This window comes from Nonomuraea sp. NPDC050451, from assembly GCF_044458585.1.
In genome coordinates this window covers 17229-36457 of record NZ_JBITHZ010000021.1, presented here as the reverse complement: position 1 = coordinate 36457, position 19229 = coordinate 17229, and the positions used below count along the sequence as shown (strand labels likewise).

Sequence of the window (19229 nt, the reverse complement as noted above, 5' to 3'; positions counted from 1 at the left end):
ATGCCGGTCGATCTGGAAAACTGACATCTTGTGGATGGTTACCTCGGCGTCATAGTGATCGTGGCCGTCGTCGCCCTGCTGGCGGCCGGCGGCCTTCTGCTGTACTTCAAGCCGGGTCGCAAGGCGGCCCCGCCGGTCAAACCGCCAGAGCCCCCCGTGCTTCCCGAGAAGGAGGAGCGGCCCGCGGGAGTGGCGGGCGAGGAGGGCGAGGGCGCGACCACCACGCTGCCGCCACCGGTCAAGCCCGCCGAGCCGGCCGTCGTCAAGCCCGAGATCGAGGTGCCGCCGCCGTCCGCGGGCCGGATGGTGCGGCTGCGCTCACGGCTTGCGCGCTCGCAGAGCGCCCTCGGGCGCGGCCTGCTGGAGCTGCTCTCCCGCGACCGCCTCGACGACGACGTATGGGACGAGGTCGAGGAGAAGCTGATCACCGCCGACGTCGGCGTCGCGCCGACCCGCGTGATCGTCGACGACCTGCGCACCAAGGTCAAGGTGCTGGGCAGCCGCACCCCCGAGGAGCTGCGCGGTCTGCTGCGCGAGGAGCTGCTGGCCCAGATCAACCCCGACCTCGACCGCACGCTCCACATCCAGAAGCACGGTGAGCGGCCCGCGGTGGCCCTCATCGTGGGCGTCAACGGCACCGGCAAGACCACCACCACCGGCAAGCTCGCCCGCTCGCTCGTCGGCGACGGCAGGAAGGTCGTGCTCGGCGCGGCCGACACGTTCCGCGCGGCCGCCGCCGACCAGCTCCAGACCTGGGGCGAGCGCGTGGGCGCCGACGTCGTGCGCGGCCCCGAGGGCGGTGACCCGGCCTCCGTGGCGTTCGACGCCGTCGCCAAGGGGATCGAGGAGAAGGTCGACGTGGTCATCGTCGACACCGCGGGCCGCCTCCACACCAAGACCGGCCTCATGGACGAGCTGGGCAAGGTCAAGCGGGTCATCGAGAAGAAGGCCACGGTCGACGAGGTGCTGCTCGTCCTCGACGCCACCACGGGCCAGAACGGCATGCGCCAGGCCCAGGTGTTCGCCGAGGTGGTCAACATCACAGGCATCGCGCTGACCAAGCTCGACGGCACCGCCAAGGGCGGCATCGTGATCTCCGTGCAGCGGGAGCTGGGGGTGCCGGTCAAGCTCGCGGGGCTGGGCGAGGGGCCCGACGATCTGGCGCCGTTCGACCCCGAGGTGTTCGTGGACGCGATCCTGGGCGACTGACACGTTTCCGGGCGCGCGGTAATTGTCGAAGGAATAGCCATTACCAGATAAAGAATTGTTCGAAGGCTTTTCCTTGTGCTGACATGTAGCGGTCATCAATGATCGCTCGTTCCGCGCAAAGGGGCGCCATGAAGAAGATCGTCGTTCATCGGCCAGGAACCGTGAAGCCGACCGCCGCGGCCGCGCCGAGACACAGCGCCTGAGCCGCCCGGCCGGCGTCTCGTGGGGCGCCGGCCAGCACGGAAGGCCTTTCGTGGACACGATCTTCCTTGACGCCGACCGCCGGATCGGCGGCCCCTACACTTTCGCGGCCGGGCTCCTCGGCCACCTCGTCCCCCAGGCGCTGGAGCACCGGCCCGAGCTGGTCGCCGCGCACGACATCGAGATCCGCGCCGCCGCGCCGCGATTACGCGAGTCCGTCCCCGAGCGCAGGACCTCGCTGGCCGGCCGCCTGCCCAGGGGGCAGCGCATCCTCGTGCCCGGCGCCCGGCGCAGCCTCAGGATCGCGAACGGGCTGGCCGAGTTCGTCCGCGACCACCTGCGCGACACGGGCCCCCTCGCGCTCACCGTGACGAACCTGGACGCGGCCGACCACACCGACACCGAGCTGGTGGCCGTGCTGCGGCGCCGGCTCGACCCCCAGCTGCTGCGCATCGACGAGGGCCCGTCGGCTCCGAGCACCGGACCGCTGTTCGCGGACTTCGACCGGTACCGCGACGAGGGCTTCCACCACGCCATGGCCGAGTCGGGGCTGGCGGTGCTGCGCGGGATGGCGTACGAGGACGACCCGGAGGGCTGGCAGCACCTCCTGCAGCGGGTGGCCGGCGCCCTGGAGGCCATCGAGCGCGAGGACGAGGCCCGCGAGCTCTACGACCGGGCCAGGCGCGTGAGCACCGACCCCAAGCACCGCGCCACCGTCGCGTACGCCACCGCCATGATCCTCGTACGCCACCACGACCCCGCCCGGCGTGACCCCGAGCAGGCCCTGGCCTGGATCAACGAGGCGATCACGATCACGTCGCTGCTGCCGGACCGCCACGAGCGGGCCTTCCACCTCGGGTTCGACCTCAACGGCAAGGCCCTGGTCGAGGTGCGCAGGGGCCGTCACGAGGCGGCGGCGGAGCTCGTGCGGCAGGCCGTCGACCTGGCGGAGACGGACCTGGCCGGCGAGCACCCGATCCACCGGCTCGTGCTGCACGCCAACAGGGCGCAGCTCCTGGCCATGGCGGGCCGGACGGAGGAGGCGCTGGCCGACTACACGCGGGCCGTGGAGGCCGATCCCGGCTATCCCGACTACTACCTCGAACGCGGCAACCTGCTGCACCGGCTCGGCCGGTCCGAGGAGGCGCTGGCCGACTACGAGGCGGTCATGCGGCTCAGCCCGCCCTTCCCCGAGGCGTACTACAACCGGGCCGAGGTCCGGTTCGCGGCGGGCGACCTCGACGGGGCCCGCGCCGACCTGGACCACACGCTGGAGCTCGACCCCGAGTTCGCGCCCGCGTACGTGAACCGCAGCGGGATCGGTGTGGCCATGGGGGACTACGCGAGGGCCAGGGAGGACGTGGTGCGCGGGCTGGGGCTGACGCCCCGCGACCCCCACCTGCTGTGCGTGCTCGGGCAGGTGGAGCTGGCCGAGGGCAGGCGCCCGGAGGCGCGGACCGCGTTCGACGGGGCGCTGGAGGCCGACCCCGACCTGGTGGCGGCCTGGGCGGGCCGGGCCGAGCTGGCCTTCGAGAGCGGCGACCACGACGCGGCGCTGGCCGACCTGACCCACGCGCTGAAGCTGGCGGAGACGGCCGAGCTGCTGTTCAACAGGTCCGTGGTCCACCGGGCCGCGGGGCTGGCGGACAAGGCCAGGGACGACCTGCTCAGAGCCGCGGAGCTGGCTCCCGACGACGAGGAGGTCAGGCGGGCGCTGGCCGACGTGTGATCGCCGCGGTGGGTCAAGCTCGCGGGTCCGCGGGGTGCGAACGCGGCCGGATCGGAACCACGAGCGGCGTCCCCGCCACCGGATCCTCGATGACCTTGGCGTCCAGCTCGAACACCTCGCCCAGCAGGTCCTCGGTCAGCACCTCGTGCGGGGTGCCCGCCGCGACCACCCGCCCGGCGCGCATGGCCACCAGCCGGTCGGCGTAGCGGGCCGCGAGGTTGAGGTCGTGCAGGACCATGACGACCGTGCGGCCCGCCTCCTGGTGCAGGTGCCGTACGAGCTCCAGCACCTCCACCTGGTGCGCCAGGTCCAGGAACGTGGTCGGCTCGTCGAGCAGCAGCAGGTCCGTGCCCTGGGCCAGGGCCATGGAGATCCACGCCCGCTGCCGCTGCCCGCCCGACAGCTCGTCCAGCGGCCGTTCCGCCAGGTCGGCCAGGCCCGTCATGTCCAGGGCGGCGGCGACGGCGCCCTCGTCGTCCGAGGACCACTGCCGGTACCACGTCTGGTGCGGATGCCTGCCCCTGGCCACCAGGTCGGCCACGGTCAGCCCTTCGGGGGCGCTGGGCGCCTGGGGGAGCACGCCGAGGATCTTGGCCACCTCGCGGGTGGGGATCTTGTCGATGCGCTTGCCGTCCAGCAGCACCTCGCCGCCCTGCGGCTTGAGCAGGCGGCCGAGCGCGCGCAGCAGCGTGGACTTGCCGCAGCCGTTCGGACCGATGATCGTGGTCACCGTGCCCGCCTCGATGCCGAGGTCGAGCCCGTCGACCACCAGGCGTTCGCCGTACCCGAGCTTGACGCCGGCGGCCTGCAGCCTCATTTGCGTGACCTCCAGATCAGGTGGATCAGGTAAGGGGCGCCCAGCACGGCCGTGACGATGCCGACCGGCAGCTCCAGCGGGGAGAACGCGGTCCTGGCGATCAGGTCGGCGGCGGTGGTGAGCACGGCGCCCACGACCGCCGAGCACAGCAGCGGCGGCTGGGCGGAGCGGGTGAGCCGCAGCGCGATCTGCGGCGAGGCCAGGGCCACGAACGCGATCGGGCCGGCGGAGGCGGTGGCCACGGCGGCCAGCAGCACGGCCGCCAGGATCATCAGCGCGCGGGCCAGGTTGGTGCGGACGCCGAGCGCGGTCACCGTGTCGTCCCCGAAGCGCAGGGCGTCGAGGGAGCGGGTGCCGAGCAGGGTCAGCGGCACCAGTACGGCCAAGGCCAGCGCGGTGGGCAGCACGTGCTCCCAGCCGCGGCCGTTGAGCGAGCCGCTGATCCAGACCATGGCACGGCCGGTGTCGTTGACGTCGCCGACGGTCAGGAGCCAGAACTTGATGTTCGTGAACACGGCGGCCACGCCGATGCCGACCAGGACCAGCCGGTAGCCGTCCAGGCCGCGCCGCCACGCCAGCCCGTACACGACGGCCGCGCCGATCAGGCCGCCGAGCAGCGCCAGCGCGGGGATGCCGACAGTGGCCAGCAGGCCGCTGGTGCCGCCGTACGCGCTGCCGCTGGCCACGACGCCGGCCACGACCGTGACCGAGGCGCCGGTGGTGACGCCGAGGATCTCGGGGCTGGCGAGCGGGTTTCGCGCGATGGACTGGATGATCGCGCCGGACAGCGCGAGCGCCGCGCCGACGAGGGCGCCGGTGAGGGCGCGCGGCAGGCGCAGCTCCATGATGACGAAGTGGGCGGCGCTGTTGACGTCGAACGTGCCGGAGATCACTTCCGGCAGCGTCATCCGGATCTCGCCGATGCGCATGTTCATGGCCATGAGCAGGACGATCAGGACCAGGCCGATCAGGGAGACGGCGACGCCGCGCAGCCGTACCCGCCAGGACATGGCACCGACGCGAAGGGAGAGGGCGGTCATCACAGTCGCACTGGCTTCCTGCGCCTGACGAGCGCGACGAAGAACGGCGCGCCGAGCAGCGCGAGCACCACGCCCACCTCAAGCTCTCCCGGCGGGGCCACCACCCGGCCGATCACGTCGGCGAGCAGTAGCAGCGCCGCGCCGATCAGCCCCGAGAACGGCAGCAGCCACCGGTGGTCGGTGCCCGACAGCGGGCGGGCGAGGTGGGGCACGATCAGGCCCACGAACGCCAGCGAGCCGCAGGCCGCGACGGCCGCGCCCGACAGCAGGGTGACCGCGGCGACGCCGACGGCCCGGGTCGTGGAGATGTTCTGGCCGAGGCTCCTGGCCACGTCCTCGCCGAGGGAGAGGGCGTTCAGGCCCGGCGCGTTGACCATCGCGAGCACCAGGCCCACGAGGATGAACGGCAGCACCTGCCAGACCACGTCCGAGCCCCTGGCAGCGATCGAGCCGGCCTGCCAGAAGCGGAAGACGTCCATCGCCTGCTCGTCGAGCAGCACGATGGCCGAGGTCAGCGCGTACAGCAGGGCGCTCACGGCGGTGCCCGCCAGCGCCAGCGTGACCGGGGTCGGGCCGCCCCTGCCGCCCACCATGCCCAGCGCGAACACCCCGACGCTGGCCACCAGGGCGCCCGCCAGGCCGAACCAGATGTAGGCGAGCAGGCTGGAGGTGCCGAGCAGGATGATCGAGGACACCATCGCGAACGCCGCCCCCTGCGTGACGCCGAGCAGCCCCGGGTCGGCGAGCGGGTTGCGGGTGTGACCCTGCATGAGCGCGCCCGCCACGCCGAGCGCGATCCCGGCGAGGATGCCCAGGGCGGTCCTAGGGATGCGCAGCGAGCGGATGACGATGTCGTTCTCGGTCCCGCTGGGGGCCGTGAGGGCGTGCCAGGCGTCGGCGACCGGCACGGACTTGGAGCCGATCGTGATGCTCAGCACGATCGTGACCAGCACGGCGGCCAGCAGGGAGAGGAGAACGGTGAGCCGTCTGTGGCGGATGCCATGGAGGCGCGGGGCCACAGCGGTCGCACTCACCCACGTCCTCCTCAACATTTGCCCGATCACGGTGAAGTATGCCAGCTTAGGCAGGGCTAACCTAATTTAGGTTTACCTTACTTTGGGATTTGGGAAAGGGATCTTATGAGACCGTTGCGCATGCTGGTCGGCGCTCTCCTCGTGGCAGGGCTCGCGGCCTGTGGCTCTTCCGGCGCTTCCGGGGGGAGCGCGGCGGCTCCCGCCTCCGGTGCCCCGTTCAGGACCGTCAAGCACGCGATGGGCGAGGCCGTGATCCCGGCCCAGCCGAAGCGGGTGGTGGCGCTCGACCAGAGCTTCGTCGACGCGGTGCTCACGCTGGAGACGCCGGTGGTGGGGTACACCACGTACCGCTCGATCGACTCCAAGCTGCCGGACTATCTCGGGACCGTGGCCGCGCAGTACGGCAAGGAGGCGACCCCGGTCGGCACGCTGGAGGAGCCGAGCCTGGAGAAGATCATCGCGCTCAAGCCCGACCTGATCGTCTCCGCGAAGGTGCGGCATGAGGCCCTGTACGACAAGCTGTCCAAGATCGCGCCGACCGTCTTCAGCGAGACCACCGGGGCCATCTGGAAGGAGAACGTCCGGCTGATGGGACAGGCCCTGGGCAAGGAGCAACTCGCCGACTCCAGGATCAAGGAGTACGAGGGACGAGCGGCGAAGATCGGCGCGGCCATCAAGGCCAAGGACGGCGAGCTGCCGACGATCTCGGTCGTGAGGTTCGCCGGCGAGCCGACGGTCCGGCTGTATGTCGAGAAGTCCTATTCCGGGCTGGTGATGAAGGACATCGGGTTCCCGCGGCCCGAGGGTCAGCCGACCAAGGACGACGCGATCGCGGTGGACGTCAGCCAGGAGCGGATCACCGACCTGGACGCCGACCACATCTTCGTCTCGACATATCAGGATCCGTCGGCTGAGGAGGCCAAGGAGAAGTTCGTCGGCAACCCGCTCTGGGGCAAGCTCAAGGGCGACAAGCACGACGTCAACGACCTGACCTGGATGAGCGCGGTCGGCATCCAGGGCGCGCACGCGATCCTGGACGACGTGGCCAAGCTCTTCGAGGTGGACCCGGCGAAGGCCTGAGCCCGCTCAGCCCGGCAGGAACGCGCGGAGCTCCGTCAGGTGGGCATCGACGTCGAGGTCCTGGTCGGCGAGCCAGCTCGGGTTGCCGTACGTGCCCCGGTAGCGGTCGCCGCTGTCGCAGACCAGGGTGACGATGCTGCCCTGCTCGCCCGCCGAGCGCATCTCCTGGATGAGGTCCACGCAGGCCGCCATGTTCGTGCCCGTGGAGCCGCCGACGTCCAGGCCCGTGACCTCGCGCGTCCAGTGCATGGCGGCGATCGAGCGGGCGTCGGGGACGGCGATCATGCGGTCGATGACGGACGGCTGGAACGAGGGCTCCACGCGCGGGCGGCCGATGCCCTCGATGCGGGAGCCCCGCGCGGTGACGGCGGTGTCGCCGGAGACCCAGCTCGGGTAGAAGGCCGAGCCCTCGGGGTCGACGACGGCCAGGCGGGTGGGGTGGCGGCGGTAGCGGATGTAGCGGCCGATGGTCGACGACGTGCCGCCGGTGCCGGCGCCCACTACGATCCAGGAGGGCTCCGGGTGGGGCTCCATGGACATCTGGGAATAGATGGACTCGGCGATGTTGTTGTTGCCGCGCCAGTCGGTGGCCCGCTCCGCGTAGGTGAACTGGTCCATGAAATGGCCGCCGGTCTCGGCGGCCAGACGGTGAGATTCCTCATAGATCGCGCCGGGGTCGGTCACGAGGTGACACTTCCCGCCGTAGAACTCGATGAGGTGGCACTTCTCCGGCGACGTGGACGCGGGCATGACCGCGATGAACGGCAGGCCCAGCAGGCGGGCGAAGTACGCCTCGCTCACCGCCGTGGACCCGCTCGACGCCTCCACGATCGTCGTGGTGGGCCCGATCCAGCCGTTCGCGAGGCCGTAGAGGAACAAGGAACGAGCAAGTCGATGTTTGAGTGAACCCGTCGGGTGTACCGATTCGTCTTTCAAGTAGAGGTTTACACCCCAGTGCGAGGGCAGCGGAAAGACGTGCAGATGTGTGTCGCAGCTACGGTTGGCATCGGCCTCGACCTTGCGTATGGCGTCTGTCACCCAGTGGCGCGAAGCAAGGTCGTGACGGTCCACAAAACTCATGCCCATACGCTATCCCATGTGACTCTTGCCACTATTACTGCAAAATTGGGTGGGTAGTGTTATGATACTGAGACTTGTCCGGCCGTGGACGTGACCACACACGCCGCGAGCAGATGGACGGAACCCCCCTCTGACCAAGGCGGAATCTCTAACGCGTCCCTTACCGGGGACTTGCCATGATGGAAACCGCCCGCAGGCGGCTTGTGCCGAAACGGGGGATAGCGCAAGGGGGAATGAATTGATCACTATGACCGATGAGCAGCGTCAGGACTGGTTCGAGCGCGATGTCGTGCCCGTGACGTCGCAGCTGTTCGCCTCCGCCATGCGCCTCACCCGCAACGCCGCTGACGCGGAGGACCTGGTGCAGGAGACGGTGGCCAAGGCGTACACCTCGTACCACCAGTTCCGGGAGGGCACCAACCTCAAGGCGTGGCTGCACCGGATCCTCACCAACAACTTCATCAACGACTACCGCAAGAAGCAGCGTTCGCCCAAGTTGTCGGCCGCCGAGGACATCGAGGACTGGCAGCTGCACGCCGCCGAGTCGCACAGCTCGACGGGCCTGCGCTCGGCCGAGACCGAGGCGCTCGACCGGCTGCCCGACAGCGTCGTGATGAACGCCCTGCGTTCGCTGCCCGAGGACTTCCGCGTGGCCGTCTACCTGGCCGACGTGGAGGGATTCGCGTACAAGGAGATCGCCGACCGCATGGGCACGCCCATCGGGACCGTCATGTCCCGCCTCCACCGGGGCCGCCGCCAGCTGCGCGGCATGCTCGAGGAGTACGCCCGCGAGGAAGGCGCCGTACGGCTCCCCGCCCAGCGCGCCGCGTGAGGACAGACCCCTACGACCCCATCATGAGATGAAGGCGGACGCGTAACACGCCGCCTTCATTGCGCAGCTGCACGAGATCGCAGAGCTGCCGGCTGATCCAGAGCCCGTATCCCCGAGGGGATTCGGGCTCAGGTGGTATGTAGCCGGGTAACGGGTCGTCCAGGGCGCCGCCCGGGTCGGCGATCTCGCAGACCAGCTCCCCGTCGCTCACCCACATCGTGATCATGCCGTACCCGGCGCCGTGCTCGATGCTGTTCGCGGCGATCTCGGACACGCTGATCACGAGCGAGGTGATCAGGTTGCGGTCCATGCCGGCCGCCCTGGCGTAGTCGCCCACGCTCTGGCGCAGCCGCTTCAGCTCGCGGGCCGTGAAGGGGATGGTCTCGGCGCCGTCGGCGGGTGGGGGCAGGGGTGCGCGGTCGCCGTTCAGGACCAACTCGTGGGGCTCGACGAAGCGGGTGCTGACCGCCTCGCCGTCCGCGCCCAGCAGGAACGGGTGGCTGACCGGGCCGAAGTCGAGCGCGGTCTCGGGGGCGCGGCGCGCGTCGTACAGGCACAACATGATCGCCGCCGCCGGGCGGAGCGCGGCGTTGACCACCGACTCGTAGCGGATGAGCTCCCTGATGTCGCGCTCGCTCCTGCCCTCCCAGTCGGGCTCGCCGATGACGAGGGTGCGGCGGTCGCGGGTGTACTCGTGATAGGCGGCCAGGGTGCGGTACGGATGCCCGTACCAGCCGGTCGAGACCTGGCTGTCGATGCGCCCGGCGTCGCGGCCGAGGGCGTCGTGCAGCAGGGCCAGCTTGTCCGCGCACGTGATCACCAGCACGTGCCTGCCCTCGTCGAGGGCGGAGCGCACGCGCGGCGTGGCGAGCCTCACAAAGGTCTCGTCCGAGTCGTGCGGCACCGCGATGTGCCGCAGCGACTCACCGTCGGAACGTGCCCGGTCAGGGCGCACGGGCGAAACGTAGCAAGCGCTAGAGGTGCTGCGCAACGGCTATCAACGCCACCGCCCCGAGCGCGCAGGCCACACCGGCCACCTGGATGGCCCGCAGCCGCTCTCCGAGCACCTGTCTGGCCAGCAGCAGGGTGCTCGCGGGGTACAGCGACACCAGCACGGCGACCAGGCTGAGCAGGCCGTCCTGCTGGGCGAGCAGGTAGAGCACGTTGGCCGCCATGTCGAGCACGCCGGCCGCCACGATGATGTGCAGGGAGCCCGGGCCGGGCCTGAGCGCGCGCCGCGTGACCAGGGCCAGCAGCGCCACCGTCGTGATCGACGACACTCTGGCGCCGACCAGCGGCCACAGCCCGGCATCGTCCGGCGCCATGGCCAGCAGGATGAAGAAGCCGCCGAACCCGGCCCCGGCCGCCAGCGCGGTCAGCACCGAGGCGCGGGAGCCCCGGCGTTCGGTGGAGCTGTCCTGGCTGATCAGCAGCACCGCGCAGAGCGCCAGCGCCACCCCCACCAGCGCCCAGAACGTGGGCCGCTCGCCCGTCGCCAGCCCGAACACCACGGGCAGCGCCGCCGAGGTGACCGCGGTCGTCGGGGCGACCACCGACATGACGCCCGTGGCCAGCGCCCGGTAGAACAGCACCAGCCCGGCCGCGCCCGACAGGCCCGCCGCCAGGCCCCACGACAGGGCGGCGGCGCCGGCCGTGCCGGGCAGCACCGGCAGCAGGGCGAGGATCAGCACCAGGCCCGCGATCTGCGACAGCACGACGACCGACAGCACTTGGGATCGGCGGGTGGCCAGGCCGCCGAAGAAGTCGGCCGTGCCGTACACCACCGCGCACGCGGTCGCCAGGATCACCGTCACCGGTATTTCCCCCCTTTGGTTCAACAGATTGCACTGTCAGTACAACACATAGAGTACATTCCACTGCAAATCGAATTCACTAGACTGCACTGCGTGGAAGATCCAGACCTGATCAACCAGGCCATCGCCAACAACGTCCGGGCCCAGCGGGCGCACCGGGGGCTGACGCTGGACGCCCTCGCCGCCAGGTCGGGGGTGAGCAGGGGCATGCTGGTCCAGGTGGAGCAGGGCAGGACGAACCCGAGCGTCTCCACCCTCACCCGGATCGCCTCCGCCCTGGGCGTCACGGTGGCCCGGCTCGTCGAGGTCGCCGACGTGCCGACGGTGCGGATCGTGAGCAAGGCCGACGTGGTCACGTTCGACCAGGGGGACGTGCGGGCGCGGCTGCTGGTCGGGGCCGACGTGCCGATGATCCTGGAGCTGTGGGACTGGCGGATGGCGCCCGGCGAGCACCACGACGGCGACGCCCACCCGCCGGGAACCCGCGAGATGCTGACCGTCCTGGACGGGGAGCTGACGCTCACCGTGTACGGCAAGAGCCACGTGATCGGCAAGGACGACGCGGTGCTCTTCACGGCCGACCGGCCCCATCGCTACGCCAACCGGGGGACCGAGGACCTCAGGTTCGTGATGGTCGTCGCGGAGCCGCGCGAGGCCCATGACGAATAGCGGCGCTCCTCCTTGGCGAACAGCATGGAAAACCTTGGTAACAGCCAGTAATGTTTGCGGTCGGTGAGGCTTGCGTGACAGGAGGTGTGCGATGGCGATCCGAAAGTTGCCGTCGATGGCGCCGTCCCCTGTGACGCGCGCCGGATGATGACCGGCCTCCCTGCGGCCAGACGGGACCGTCAGAGCTTCAACCAGTGGTAGTTGACGATTACTTGACGCTTTGGACGGCTGATGCCCGTTGTTGGGTACATCCCTGGTGTGGCGGAACGTGGGCAGGGGGTGGCGTGTGAGTGAGGCCCTGGCGGCGACCGAGAAGCTCCAGTCGGAGCTTCGCGCTCTGGGCGTCACCAGCGCGTACGAGATAGGGGACGGAGCGACTATCTCGGTATGGATAGGCCTGGTCGTTCGGTATAGAGATGGTTTTTACCGTTGGCGGGAAGGACCGGTGAAACGTCGGCATCTGGGTACGGATCCGGTCGGATGTGCCATGCGCGTGGCGCGCCGCTACAAGGAACTGCAGGCCGATATCCCACTCTGGTGGGACGACCTGGCCAGGGAATTGCGGGGGAAACCGGTCCAGGACTATCCGTAGGCCCCCGCGCGCGGCGTTTCGGGGGGAACCATGCGCGTATGGGCTCTGCCGCTGGCCCTGCTCGCTCTGGCGATCTGCGTCACCTACTCGGTGGCGCGCCGCCATCAGACCGAGGCGCCGATCGTGCCGTACAAGGCGGCCGTCATCGATCCGGCGGTGCTCGCCAAGCGACTGGTGTCGATGCAGTACGGGTTCGGCTGGCCGCGCAGCCGCAAGTTCGACTGCGCGAAGCTCAAGTGCGTGGCCCTGACCTTCGACGACGGGCCCGGCGAGTACACCGGGCGGCTGCTCGACCTGCTGCGCAAGCGTGACGTCAAGGCCACGTTCTTCGTCATCGGGCAGATGGTGGCGGCCGACAAGGGCGGCCGTCTCACCCGGCGCATCGTCGAGGACGGCCACGAGCTCGGCAACCATTCCTGGAGCCACCCCGCCCTCGCCGGGCTCTCGCACGACGACGTCCAACGCCAGCTCAAGCACACCGACGACCTCGTGTTCAAGCTGACCGGGGTGCGGATGCACGTCATGCGGCCGCCGTACGGGTCGACCAACGACGCCGTCGCCGCGGAGGCGCGCCGCGAGGGGCTGGCGCAGATCCTCTGGAGCGTCGACACCCTCGACTGGCTGAATCGGGTCCCCGCGGTCGTGGCCCGGCGGGCGGGCGAGGCCAAGCCCGGGTCAATCGTCCTTTTGCATGACATCCACCGCACGACGGTCGAGGCCGTGCCCGCCATCCTCGACCTCCTTGACCGGAAGGGCTTCACGTTCGTCACGGTGTCGGAGCTCTACGGCAGGACGCCGTCACCAGGGCGGACGTACACCGAGCGGTGACCCGAGGTGTCGGTGCGGCGTGGCACCCTTGGGAGCATGGGTTTCAGCGGCTTCCCTGATGAGGCTTTCCTGTTCTACGAAGGGCTCGAGGCGGACAACTCGAAGACCTACTTCACGCGGCACAAACACCTCTACGAGGAGGCGGTCCGGGAGCCGATGCTCGCGCTCACGGACGAGCTGGCCTCCGAGTTCGGGGCGGCGCAGCTCTTCCGGCCCTATCGTGACGTGCGCTTCTCCAAGGACAAGGCGCCGTACAAGACCCATCAGGGCGCGTTCGTGGACCTCCAGCCGGGGATCGGGCTCTACGTCGAGCTGAGCGCGGCCGGGCTCTACACGGCGGGAGGCTTCTACACCCAGGCGCCCGACCAGGTGGCCCGCTACCGGGCCGCGGTGGACGAGGACCTGACCGGCAAGCCTCTGGAGTCGATCACGGGGGAGCTGGTGTCCGCCGGTTACGAGCTGGGCGGGGAGCGCCTCAAGACCAAACCGCGTGGTTTCTCGGAGGACCATCCGCGGATCGAGCTCCTGCGGCACAAGTCGCTCTACGCGGGGGTGCGCTGGGAGCCTGAGCCGTGGGTGCACACGGAGGAGGTGCGCGAGCGGGTGTCACGTACGTGGCGCGCGTACGGCCCCCTGGTCGCCTGGCTCACCACCCACGTCCGCGGCAGCGAACTCCCCCGCCGCTAACCCCCGGCCACCGGGTCGGCGGGACGTCGCTACGACGTGCCCCAGCCCACCGGATGCCGGGTCGGTGGTGTTCGGCGCAATGCGGTCGGTGCGCACGCCGTCGGGTGGGCGAGGGCCGAGCAGCTAGCGGGGGGCGGTGGTGGTGATTTGGTCGCCCTTGAGGATGCGGTCGACGGTTTGGCCGGCTACGGAGGTGGCGGCGGTGGTGCCGGCCGCTACGACGATGGCGAGGGTGGGGGCCGCCAGGCTGCGGATGCTGCGTAGGCTGCGGACCCGGGCCCACGGTTCCCCGGCCAGGTGCATGAGGCGCCACTCCCAGTACAGCCCCAGCCCGACGCAGACCATGGTCACCTGACCCACCACGATCCCCACCACCTGCACCTTGTCGACGGCCCCGATGTCCGGCTCCACCAAGGTGGACAGGTAGCCGGACAGCTCGGTGAGCAGGGCCGCGGCGGTCAGGTGGAGGGCCTTGGTCATCGGCTGGGTGCCGCGCAGCCGCGGGTAGAAGTAGCCGAACAGGAAGCCGAAGGCCGGCAGGGTGATCAGGTAGCGCGCGTCGAAGATGAAGCTGGTCAGGTCGGCCCCGTCCGGCCACCCGTACACGATCGCGAAAGGCAGGCTCAGCAGCAGGCTCACGGCGAAGGCGTGCACGCCGTTGTGCCAGGGCGTGCATCCGGCGGCCGTGGCGAAGGCGGTCTCCGGGTGCCGGCCGTGCTGCCGCAGCGCCTCCTCCAGGGCGTCCCGCCGCTCGTCGAAGTCGGTCATCGACATCTCGCCCGAGCCGATGCTGCCCCGTCCGACGCGGTACAGCTCCTGCTCGGCCACGAGCAGCAGCCGCTTGTGCAGGGCGGCCCTGATGAGCCGGCGGTGCTCCTCCTGGGACGCGGGCTCGGTGAGTACGGGGCGCGGCCCGGAGAGCAGCCAGCGCGCGCTCGCCCAGGCGACGATGGAGGTGATCGCCAGCAGCGGCAACGGCACGTCGATGTCCGCCAGCGTCGTGCTGCCCCCGGGCGTGATGTACAGCACCATCAGTACGGCGATCATGGTCGACTCGGCTACCGGGTTGTCGATCGCCGAGAGCTCGTCGCCGAGCCGCCGCAGCCGCAGCACCAGCATCAGGAACCCCAGCAGCAGCAACCCGAGCACCCCGCGCACGAGCGGGGTGAGCACCAGGCTGCCGATCCGGGGTTCGGGTTGCGAGACGGCCAGGCTCCACGACCCCGAGTCCAGCCATTCGGTCGGCCAGCCCTGGACCAGCAGGCTCACGATCACCGCGCCGGCCACCGCGCCGCGCGTCCACTGCTTGGTGGCCACGGCGAGGGCGGCGACCGGGATCATGGCCCAGCCCAGCGCCAGCACCAGCCGGATGCTGTCCGGCGGGTACACCCCGGCCAGCAGCGCCCGCAGCCACAGCGCCAGCGCGAGCAGCCCGATCGCGGCCTCCGCCGACAGCACGGCCAGCCGTACGATCACCGGCCTGACCCCCAGGTCCACGCTGAACGCCACCGCGGACCCGGCCGCGGCCACGGCCGCCACCGCGCCTCCGGCCAGCAGCGTCTGCCCCGGCAACTGCCCGTGCAGCCACGACCAGGCCAGCATGCCGAGCCCGACCACCACGCCCAGCCCGGTCACTACCAGCAGGTCGCGGGTGTTCCACGGCGGGCTGGTGGGCAGCACCCGTCCCGCGTGCCGCAGCGCGAGCGCGGGCACCGCGACGAAGAGCATCACGTACGCGACCGCCGACCAGTCCTCGGCGAACAGCGGGATCAGCAGCGTGGGCGCCGCCATGACGAGCCCGACGAACAGCTCCCTGTTGGCCAGCCGCCCCCACCACCCGCGCCCGAGCGAGCGCAGCAGGAAGGCGACGAGCGCGATAGCGGTGAGCACGCCGAGCGCGGTGGCCCACGAGAAGTCGTCCTCGACGACCGTGTCGGCGAACCCGAACGAGTCCGGCGCCAGCGTCATGCTCACCGGGTACGCCCCGATGGTGAACTCCAGCCGCTCCTCCTGCTCCCGGTCCGGCGTGATGCCGGCCAGCCGCAGCACCGTCCACTCACCGGGCAGCACCGCGATCGAGCGCGAGGTGACGATCAGCGGGACCGCGTTGGGCGCGGTGAAGTCGAGCTTGAGCAGCTCGTCCGTCTTGACCTGCCGCAGCAGCGTCACGGCGAACCTGGCCGTGGTGCCGGTGGAATCGGAGGTCAGGATCGGCGCCAGGCGTGTCGTGGGCGCCAGCCCGGGCCCGCCCACCTTGATCGCGCCGAACGCGGAGTCGGTGACCTGCTGAAGCGTTCCCGGGAACCCGCTTCCCTGGCGCAGCGCCTCCGTGAGCGGGTCCTTGGGCGCCATCTGGAGGCGGTGTACGACGGTCACCTTGACCTGCCGCTGGCGGGGATCGATCCGCCCCTTGGGCACCGGGGCCAGGTCGCTCTCAGTCGCCCTGGCGACCGTCACCTCGGTGGTGGCCTTGCGGGCCCAGCCCACGAGAGTGTCGGCGCGGGCGGCGGCCGCCACCCACGGGTTGGGCGCCGCGGTGCTCTTGGGCAGCGCGGGGCCCGCCACCGGTCTGGCTGCGACGGTGCACCAAACGATCGCCCCCAACGACACCAGAGCCAGCCCGAACGCAGTTGCCATCCGGAGCTTTCCCACAAATTGGATGATTCTCCGGAATGGCGGAATGTTCTATGTCAGGGGGTCACGGTGTGATTACAGCTTTTCCCCATGACCCCTTTTCTTGACGGGCTGGCCCATTCATCGCCCATGGCGAAGCTGGAGCCTTACCGGGCGTGCTTACACCGAAAAATGCCGCCCGGAAAATCTCAGGCGCGCTTGGCGCGGGCCGCGGCGCGACCGCGCGTGGCGGCGTCGAGAACGACCTTGCGAATGCGCACGTGCTCCGGAGTGATCTCCACGCACTCGTCCTCGCGGATGAACTCCAGCGCCTGCTCCAGCGAGAGGACGCGCGGCGGGATCACCTTCTCCGTCTCCTCGCTGGTGGAGGAGCGCATGTTGGTGAGCTTCTTCTCCTTGGTGATGTTCACGTCCATGTCGTCGGACCGGGAGTTCTCGCCGATGATCATGCCTTCGTAGACCTCGGTCGTCGGCGAGACGAACAGCGTGCCGCGCTCCTGCAGGTTGAGCATCGCGAACGCGGTCACCGGGCCGGACCGGTCGGCCACCAGGGAGCCGTTGTTGCGGGTGCGCAGCTCGCCGAACCAGGGCTCGTACGAGTCGAACACGTGGTGCACCAGACCGGTGCCGCGCGTCTCGGTGAGGAACTCCGTACGGAAGCCGATCAGGCCGCGCGCCGGGACCACGAACTCCATCCGGATCCAGCCGGTGCCGTGGTTGGTCATGTGCTCCATGCGGCCCTTGCGTACGGCCAGGAGCTGGGTGACCGCGCCGAGGTATTCCTCGGGGCAGTCGACCGTCAGGCGCTCGACCGGCTCGTGCACCTTGCCGTCGATGGACTTGGTGACGACCTGCGGCTTGCCGACGGTCAGCTCGTAGCCCTCGCGGCGCATCTGCTCGACCAGGATGGCCAGCGCCAGCTCGCCGCGGCCCTGCACCTCCCAGGCGTCGGGCCGGTCGGTGGGCAGCACGCGCAGCGACACGTTGCCGACCAGCTCCTTGTCGAGGCGGTCCTTGACCATGCGGGCGGTGACCTTGGACCCCTTGACCTTGCCGACCAGGGGCGAGGTGTTGGTGCCGATGGTCATCGAGATGGCCGGCTCGTCGACCGTGATCAGCGGCAGCGGGCGCGGGTCGTCGGGGTCGGCCAGCGTCTCGCCGATCATGATGTCGGGGATGCCGGCGATGGCGATGATGTCGCCGGGGCCGGCCTCCTCGGCCGGCTTGCGCTCCAGGGCCTCGGTCATGAGCAGCTCGGTGATCTTGACGCGCTGGATCGTGCCGTCGGTGCGGCACCAGGCCACCTGCTGGCCCTTGCGCATGACGCCCTGGTGGATGCGGCACAGCGCGATGCGGCCGAGGTAGGAGGAGGCGTCGAGGTTGGTGACGTGGGCCTGGAGCGGCGCGCTCGGGTCGTACGTCGGCGCCGGGATGGTCGACTTGATGATGTCGAACAGCGGCTCGAGGTCCGTCGAGTCGGGCATGCCGCCGTCTTCGGGGCGCTCCATGGAGGCCCGGCCGGCCTTGGCGGAGGCGTAGACGATCGGGAAGTCGATCTGCTCCTCCGTGGCGTCGAGGTCCATGAACAACTCGTAGACCTCGTCCACGACGTCCTTGATGCGGGCGTCGGGGCGGTCGACCTTGTTGATGCACAGGATGACCGGCATCTTCGCGCTCAGCGCCTTGCGCAGCACGAAGCGGGTCTGCGGCAGCGGTCCCTCGGAGGCGTCGACCAGCAGCACCACGCCGTCGACCATCGACAGGCCGCGCTCGACCTCGCCGCCGAAGTCGGCGTGGCCGGGGGTGTCGATGATGTTGATGGTCATGCCACCGTGCTTGACCGCGGTGTTCTTCGCGAGAATGGTGATGCCCTTCTCGCGCTCGAGGTCGTTGGAGTCCATGACGCGGTCGTCGACGTCCTGGTTGGCGCGGAAGGCCCCGGACTGCCAGAGCATGGCGTCGACCAACGTGGTCTTGCCATGGTCGACGTGCGCGATGATCGCGATGTTCCGCAGGTCGTCGCGGCTGTTCAAAGGCATGATGACGTCTCGCTCTGTGTCGTGGGGGCGGCCGCGCGAAGTCGCGGCCTTATAAGTCTAGTTGATCCCCTCTGATGACAAGCGCGACGTGAGCGGATCTCCGATGTCAAGGGGAGGCTCTATGTACATAGCCGGTTGCACAATTGTGCGCATGGCAAGCGGGGCCGGCGTCCCTAGATTGTCGGCATGACCTGGACAGAGCTGGTTATGGCCGCGGCGCCGACCCAGGGGGACCAACCGGCGGTCAGCGAAGTCAGGACCGGCGAGGTGCTGTCGTACGCCGCGTTCACCAGGCGGGTCACCCGCGCCGCGGCGGGTCTGCAGCGCCAGGGCCTGCGTTTCGGCGACGAGGTGATCGTCGACGTCCCGCTCGGCACGACGTTGCCCCTGGCGGTCCACTCCGTGGCCTGGGCGGGCGGGGTGGCGGTGCTCGCGGCCTCGGGCACGGCGCGGTTCATGATCACCCAGCGCCGCTACGACCCCGCCGCGGTGAAGGTCGACCGGGTCTTCTCCTTCCAGTCCGTGCCGGGCGCGAAGCCGTTCACCGCGCTGATCGGCGACCGCGCCCTCGAGTACGGCCCGCTGGCCGGGCCCGCGCTCACCGTCGAGGGCGGGCGGGTGTTCGATCACCACACGCTGGCGGCCGACCTGCGCAGGCTCGCCGGTCGGCTGGTGATCGGCAAGGAGGACGTGGTGATCAGCGCGGTGAGCGAGCCGTTCCGGGGTCTGCGGGTGATCGACCTGGCGATGACGGTGGGCGCGCACGTCGTCATCGCCCACGAGCCGAGCCTGGTGGGCTGCCGCGTGCTGGCCCAGGAGCGCCGGGCCACCATGGTCGTCGCCCCATATGACCTGGCCAGACGGCTGCTCGGCGACCCCGTCCTGCGTGTCGTCGACGAAAGGGCGATCGTGAGCTCGCTTGGGCTGTGAAAAGTGCGACACTG

Annotated in this window: 17 protein-coding genes; 9 read left to right on the top strand and 8 right to left on the bottom strand. The window is 70.1% G+C overall.

The features are described 5' to 3' along the window. Window positions 1–30: 30 nt before the first annotated feature. A complete protein-coding gene (gene ftsY / locus ACIBI9_RS42585; protein ID WP_397231279.1) occupies window positions 31–1209 on the top strand; it encodes a signal recognition particle-docking protein FtsY in 1179 nt (392 codons plus the stop codon). A gap of 253 nt (window positions 1210–1462) precedes the next feature. After that, window positions 1463–3139, top strand: a complete 1677-nt coding sequence (locus tag ACIBI9_RS42580) for a tetratricopeptide repeat protein (protein ID WP_397231277.1) — start codon at window positions 1463–1465, stop codon at window positions 3137–3139. A gap of 13 nt (window positions 3140–3152) precedes the next feature. On the opposite strand, the gene ACIBI9_RS42575 is transcribed toward ACIBI9_RS42580, so the two are convergent. The 3 genes from ACIBI9_RS42575 to ACIBI9_RS42565 are packed head-to-tail and all read right to left on the bottom strand — an operon-like array spanning window position 3153 to window position 6030. Then, window positions 3153–3956 carry an ABC transporter ATP-binding protein gene (locus ACIBI9_RS42575; protein WP_397231275.1) on the bottom strand — a complete coding sequence of 268 codons (804 nt, stop codon included), beginning with the start codon at window positions 3954–3956 and terminating at the stop codon, window positions 3153–3155. After that, window positions 3953–4996, bottom strand: a complete 1044-nt coding sequence (locus tag ACIBI9_RS42570; RefSeq protein ID WP_397231273.1) for a FecCD family ABC transporter permease — start codon at window positions 4994–4996, stop codon at window positions 3953–3955. The genes ACIBI9_RS42575 and ACIBI9_RS42570 overlap by 4 nt, the downstream gene beginning before the upstream one ends. Further along, window positions 4996–6030, bottom strand: a complete 1035-nt coding sequence (locus tag ACIBI9_RS42565) for a FecCD family ABC transporter permease (protein ID WP_397231271.1) — start codon at window positions 6028–6030, stop codon at window positions 4996–4998. The genes ACIBI9_RS42570 and ACIBI9_RS42565 overlap by 1 nt, the downstream gene beginning before the upstream one ends. A gap of 105 nt (window positions 6031–6135) precedes the next feature. On the opposite strand from ACIBI9_RS42565, the gene ACIBI9_RS42560 reads away from it, so the two are divergent. Further along, a complete protein-coding gene (locus tag ACIBI9_RS42560; RefSeq protein WP_397231269.1) occupies window positions 6136–7110 on the top strand; it encodes an ABC transporter substrate-binding protein in 975 nt (324 codons plus the stop codon). A 6-nt stretch (window positions 7111–7116) separates the two neighbouring features. On the opposite strand, the gene ACIBI9_RS42555 is transcribed toward ACIBI9_RS42560, so the two are convergent. Then, complete coding sequence (locus ACIBI9_RS42555; protein WP_397231267.1) at window positions 7117–8190, bottom strand: PLP-dependent cysteine synthase family protein; 1074 nt, start codon at window positions 8188–8190, stop codon at window positions 7117–7119. 247 nt (window positions 8191–8437) lie between these two features. On the opposite strand from ACIBI9_RS42555, the gene ACIBI9_RS42550 reads away from it, so the two are divergent. Next, window positions 8438–9022, top strand: coding sequence for a sigma-70 family RNA polymerase sigma factor (locus ACIBI9_RS42550; RefSeq protein ID WP_185068057.1), 585 nt, complete (start codon window positions 8438–8440; stop codon window positions 9020–9022). A 10-nt stretch (window positions 9023–9032) separates the two neighbouring features. Here ACIBI9_RS42550 and ACIBI9_RS42545 read toward each other — a convergent pair whose 3' ends face one another. Then, window positions 9033–9977: an anti-sigma factor RsbA family regulatory protein gene (locus tag ACIBI9_RS42545; RefSeq protein WP_397231265.1), complete on the bottom strand. Its 945-nt coding sequence runs from the start codon at window positions 9975–9977 to the stop codon at window positions 9033–9035. 19 nt (window positions 9978–9996) lie between these two features. Further along, window positions 9997–10836: an EamA family transporter gene (locus ACIBI9_RS42540; protein WP_397231263.1), complete on the bottom strand. Its 840-nt coding sequence runs from the start codon at window positions 10834–10836 to the stop codon at window positions 9997–9999. A 93-nt stretch (window positions 10837–10929) separates the two neighbouring features. Here ACIBI9_RS42540 and ACIBI9_RS42535 point away from each other — a divergent pair, with 93 nt between their 5' ends. From ACIBI9_RS42535 to ACIBI9_RS42520, 4 genes are all read left to right on the top strand, one after another. Next, entirely contained in the window at window positions 10930–11505 is a 576-nt protein-coding gene (locus tag ACIBI9_RS42535; protein WP_397231261.1) for a helix-turn-helix domain-containing protein, read from the top strand. Window positions 11506–11791: 286 nt separating this feature from the next. Next, the gene (locus ACIBI9_RS42530; RefSeq protein ID WP_397231259.1) at window positions 11792–12097 is read left to right on the top strand and encodes a hypothetical protein; all 306 of its coding nucleotides are present in this window, start codon (window positions 11792–11794) and stop codon (window positions 12095–12097) included. A 30-nt stretch (window positions 12098–12127) separates the two neighbouring features. Next, on the top strand, window positions 12128–12925 hold the full coding sequence (locus ACIBI9_RS42525; RefSeq protein WP_397231257.1) for a polysaccharide deacetylase family protein: 798 nt from the start codon (window positions 12128–12130) through the stop codon (window positions 12923–12925). Between the two features lie 36 nt (window positions 12926–12961). After that, window positions 12962–13612, top strand: a complete 651-nt coding sequence (locus ACIBI9_RS42520; RefSeq protein WP_397231254.1) for a DUF2461 domain-containing protein — start codon at window positions 12962–12964, stop codon at window positions 13610–13612. Between the two features lie 123 nt (window positions 13613–13735). On the opposite strand, the gene ACIBI9_RS42515 is transcribed toward ACIBI9_RS42520, so the two are convergent. Both ACIBI9_RS42515 and typA read right to left on the bottom strand, forming a co-directional pair. Next, on the bottom strand, window positions 13736–16249 hold the full coding sequence (locus tag ACIBI9_RS42515) for a hypothetical protein (protein WP_397231252.1): 2514 nt from the start codon (window positions 16247–16249) through the stop codon (window positions 13736–13738). Window positions 16250–16434: 185 nt separating this feature from the next. Further along, window positions 16435–18285 (bottom strand): translational GTPase TypA, encoded by a 1851-nt coding sequence (gene typA, locus ACIBI9_RS42510; RefSeq protein ID WP_397231250.1) that lies wholly within the window; start codon window positions 18283–18285, stop codon window positions 16435–16437. Between the two features lie 186 nt (window positions 18286–18471). Between typA and ACIBI9_RS42505 the strand changes: the two genes are divergently transcribed. Further along, window positions 18472–19215 (top strand): AMP-binding protein, encoded by a 744-nt coding sequence (locus tag ACIBI9_RS42505; RefSeq protein ID WP_397231248.1) that lies wholly within the window; start codon window positions 18472–18474, stop codon window positions 19213–19215. The last annotated feature ends 14 nt before the right edge of the window (window positions 19216–19229 follow it).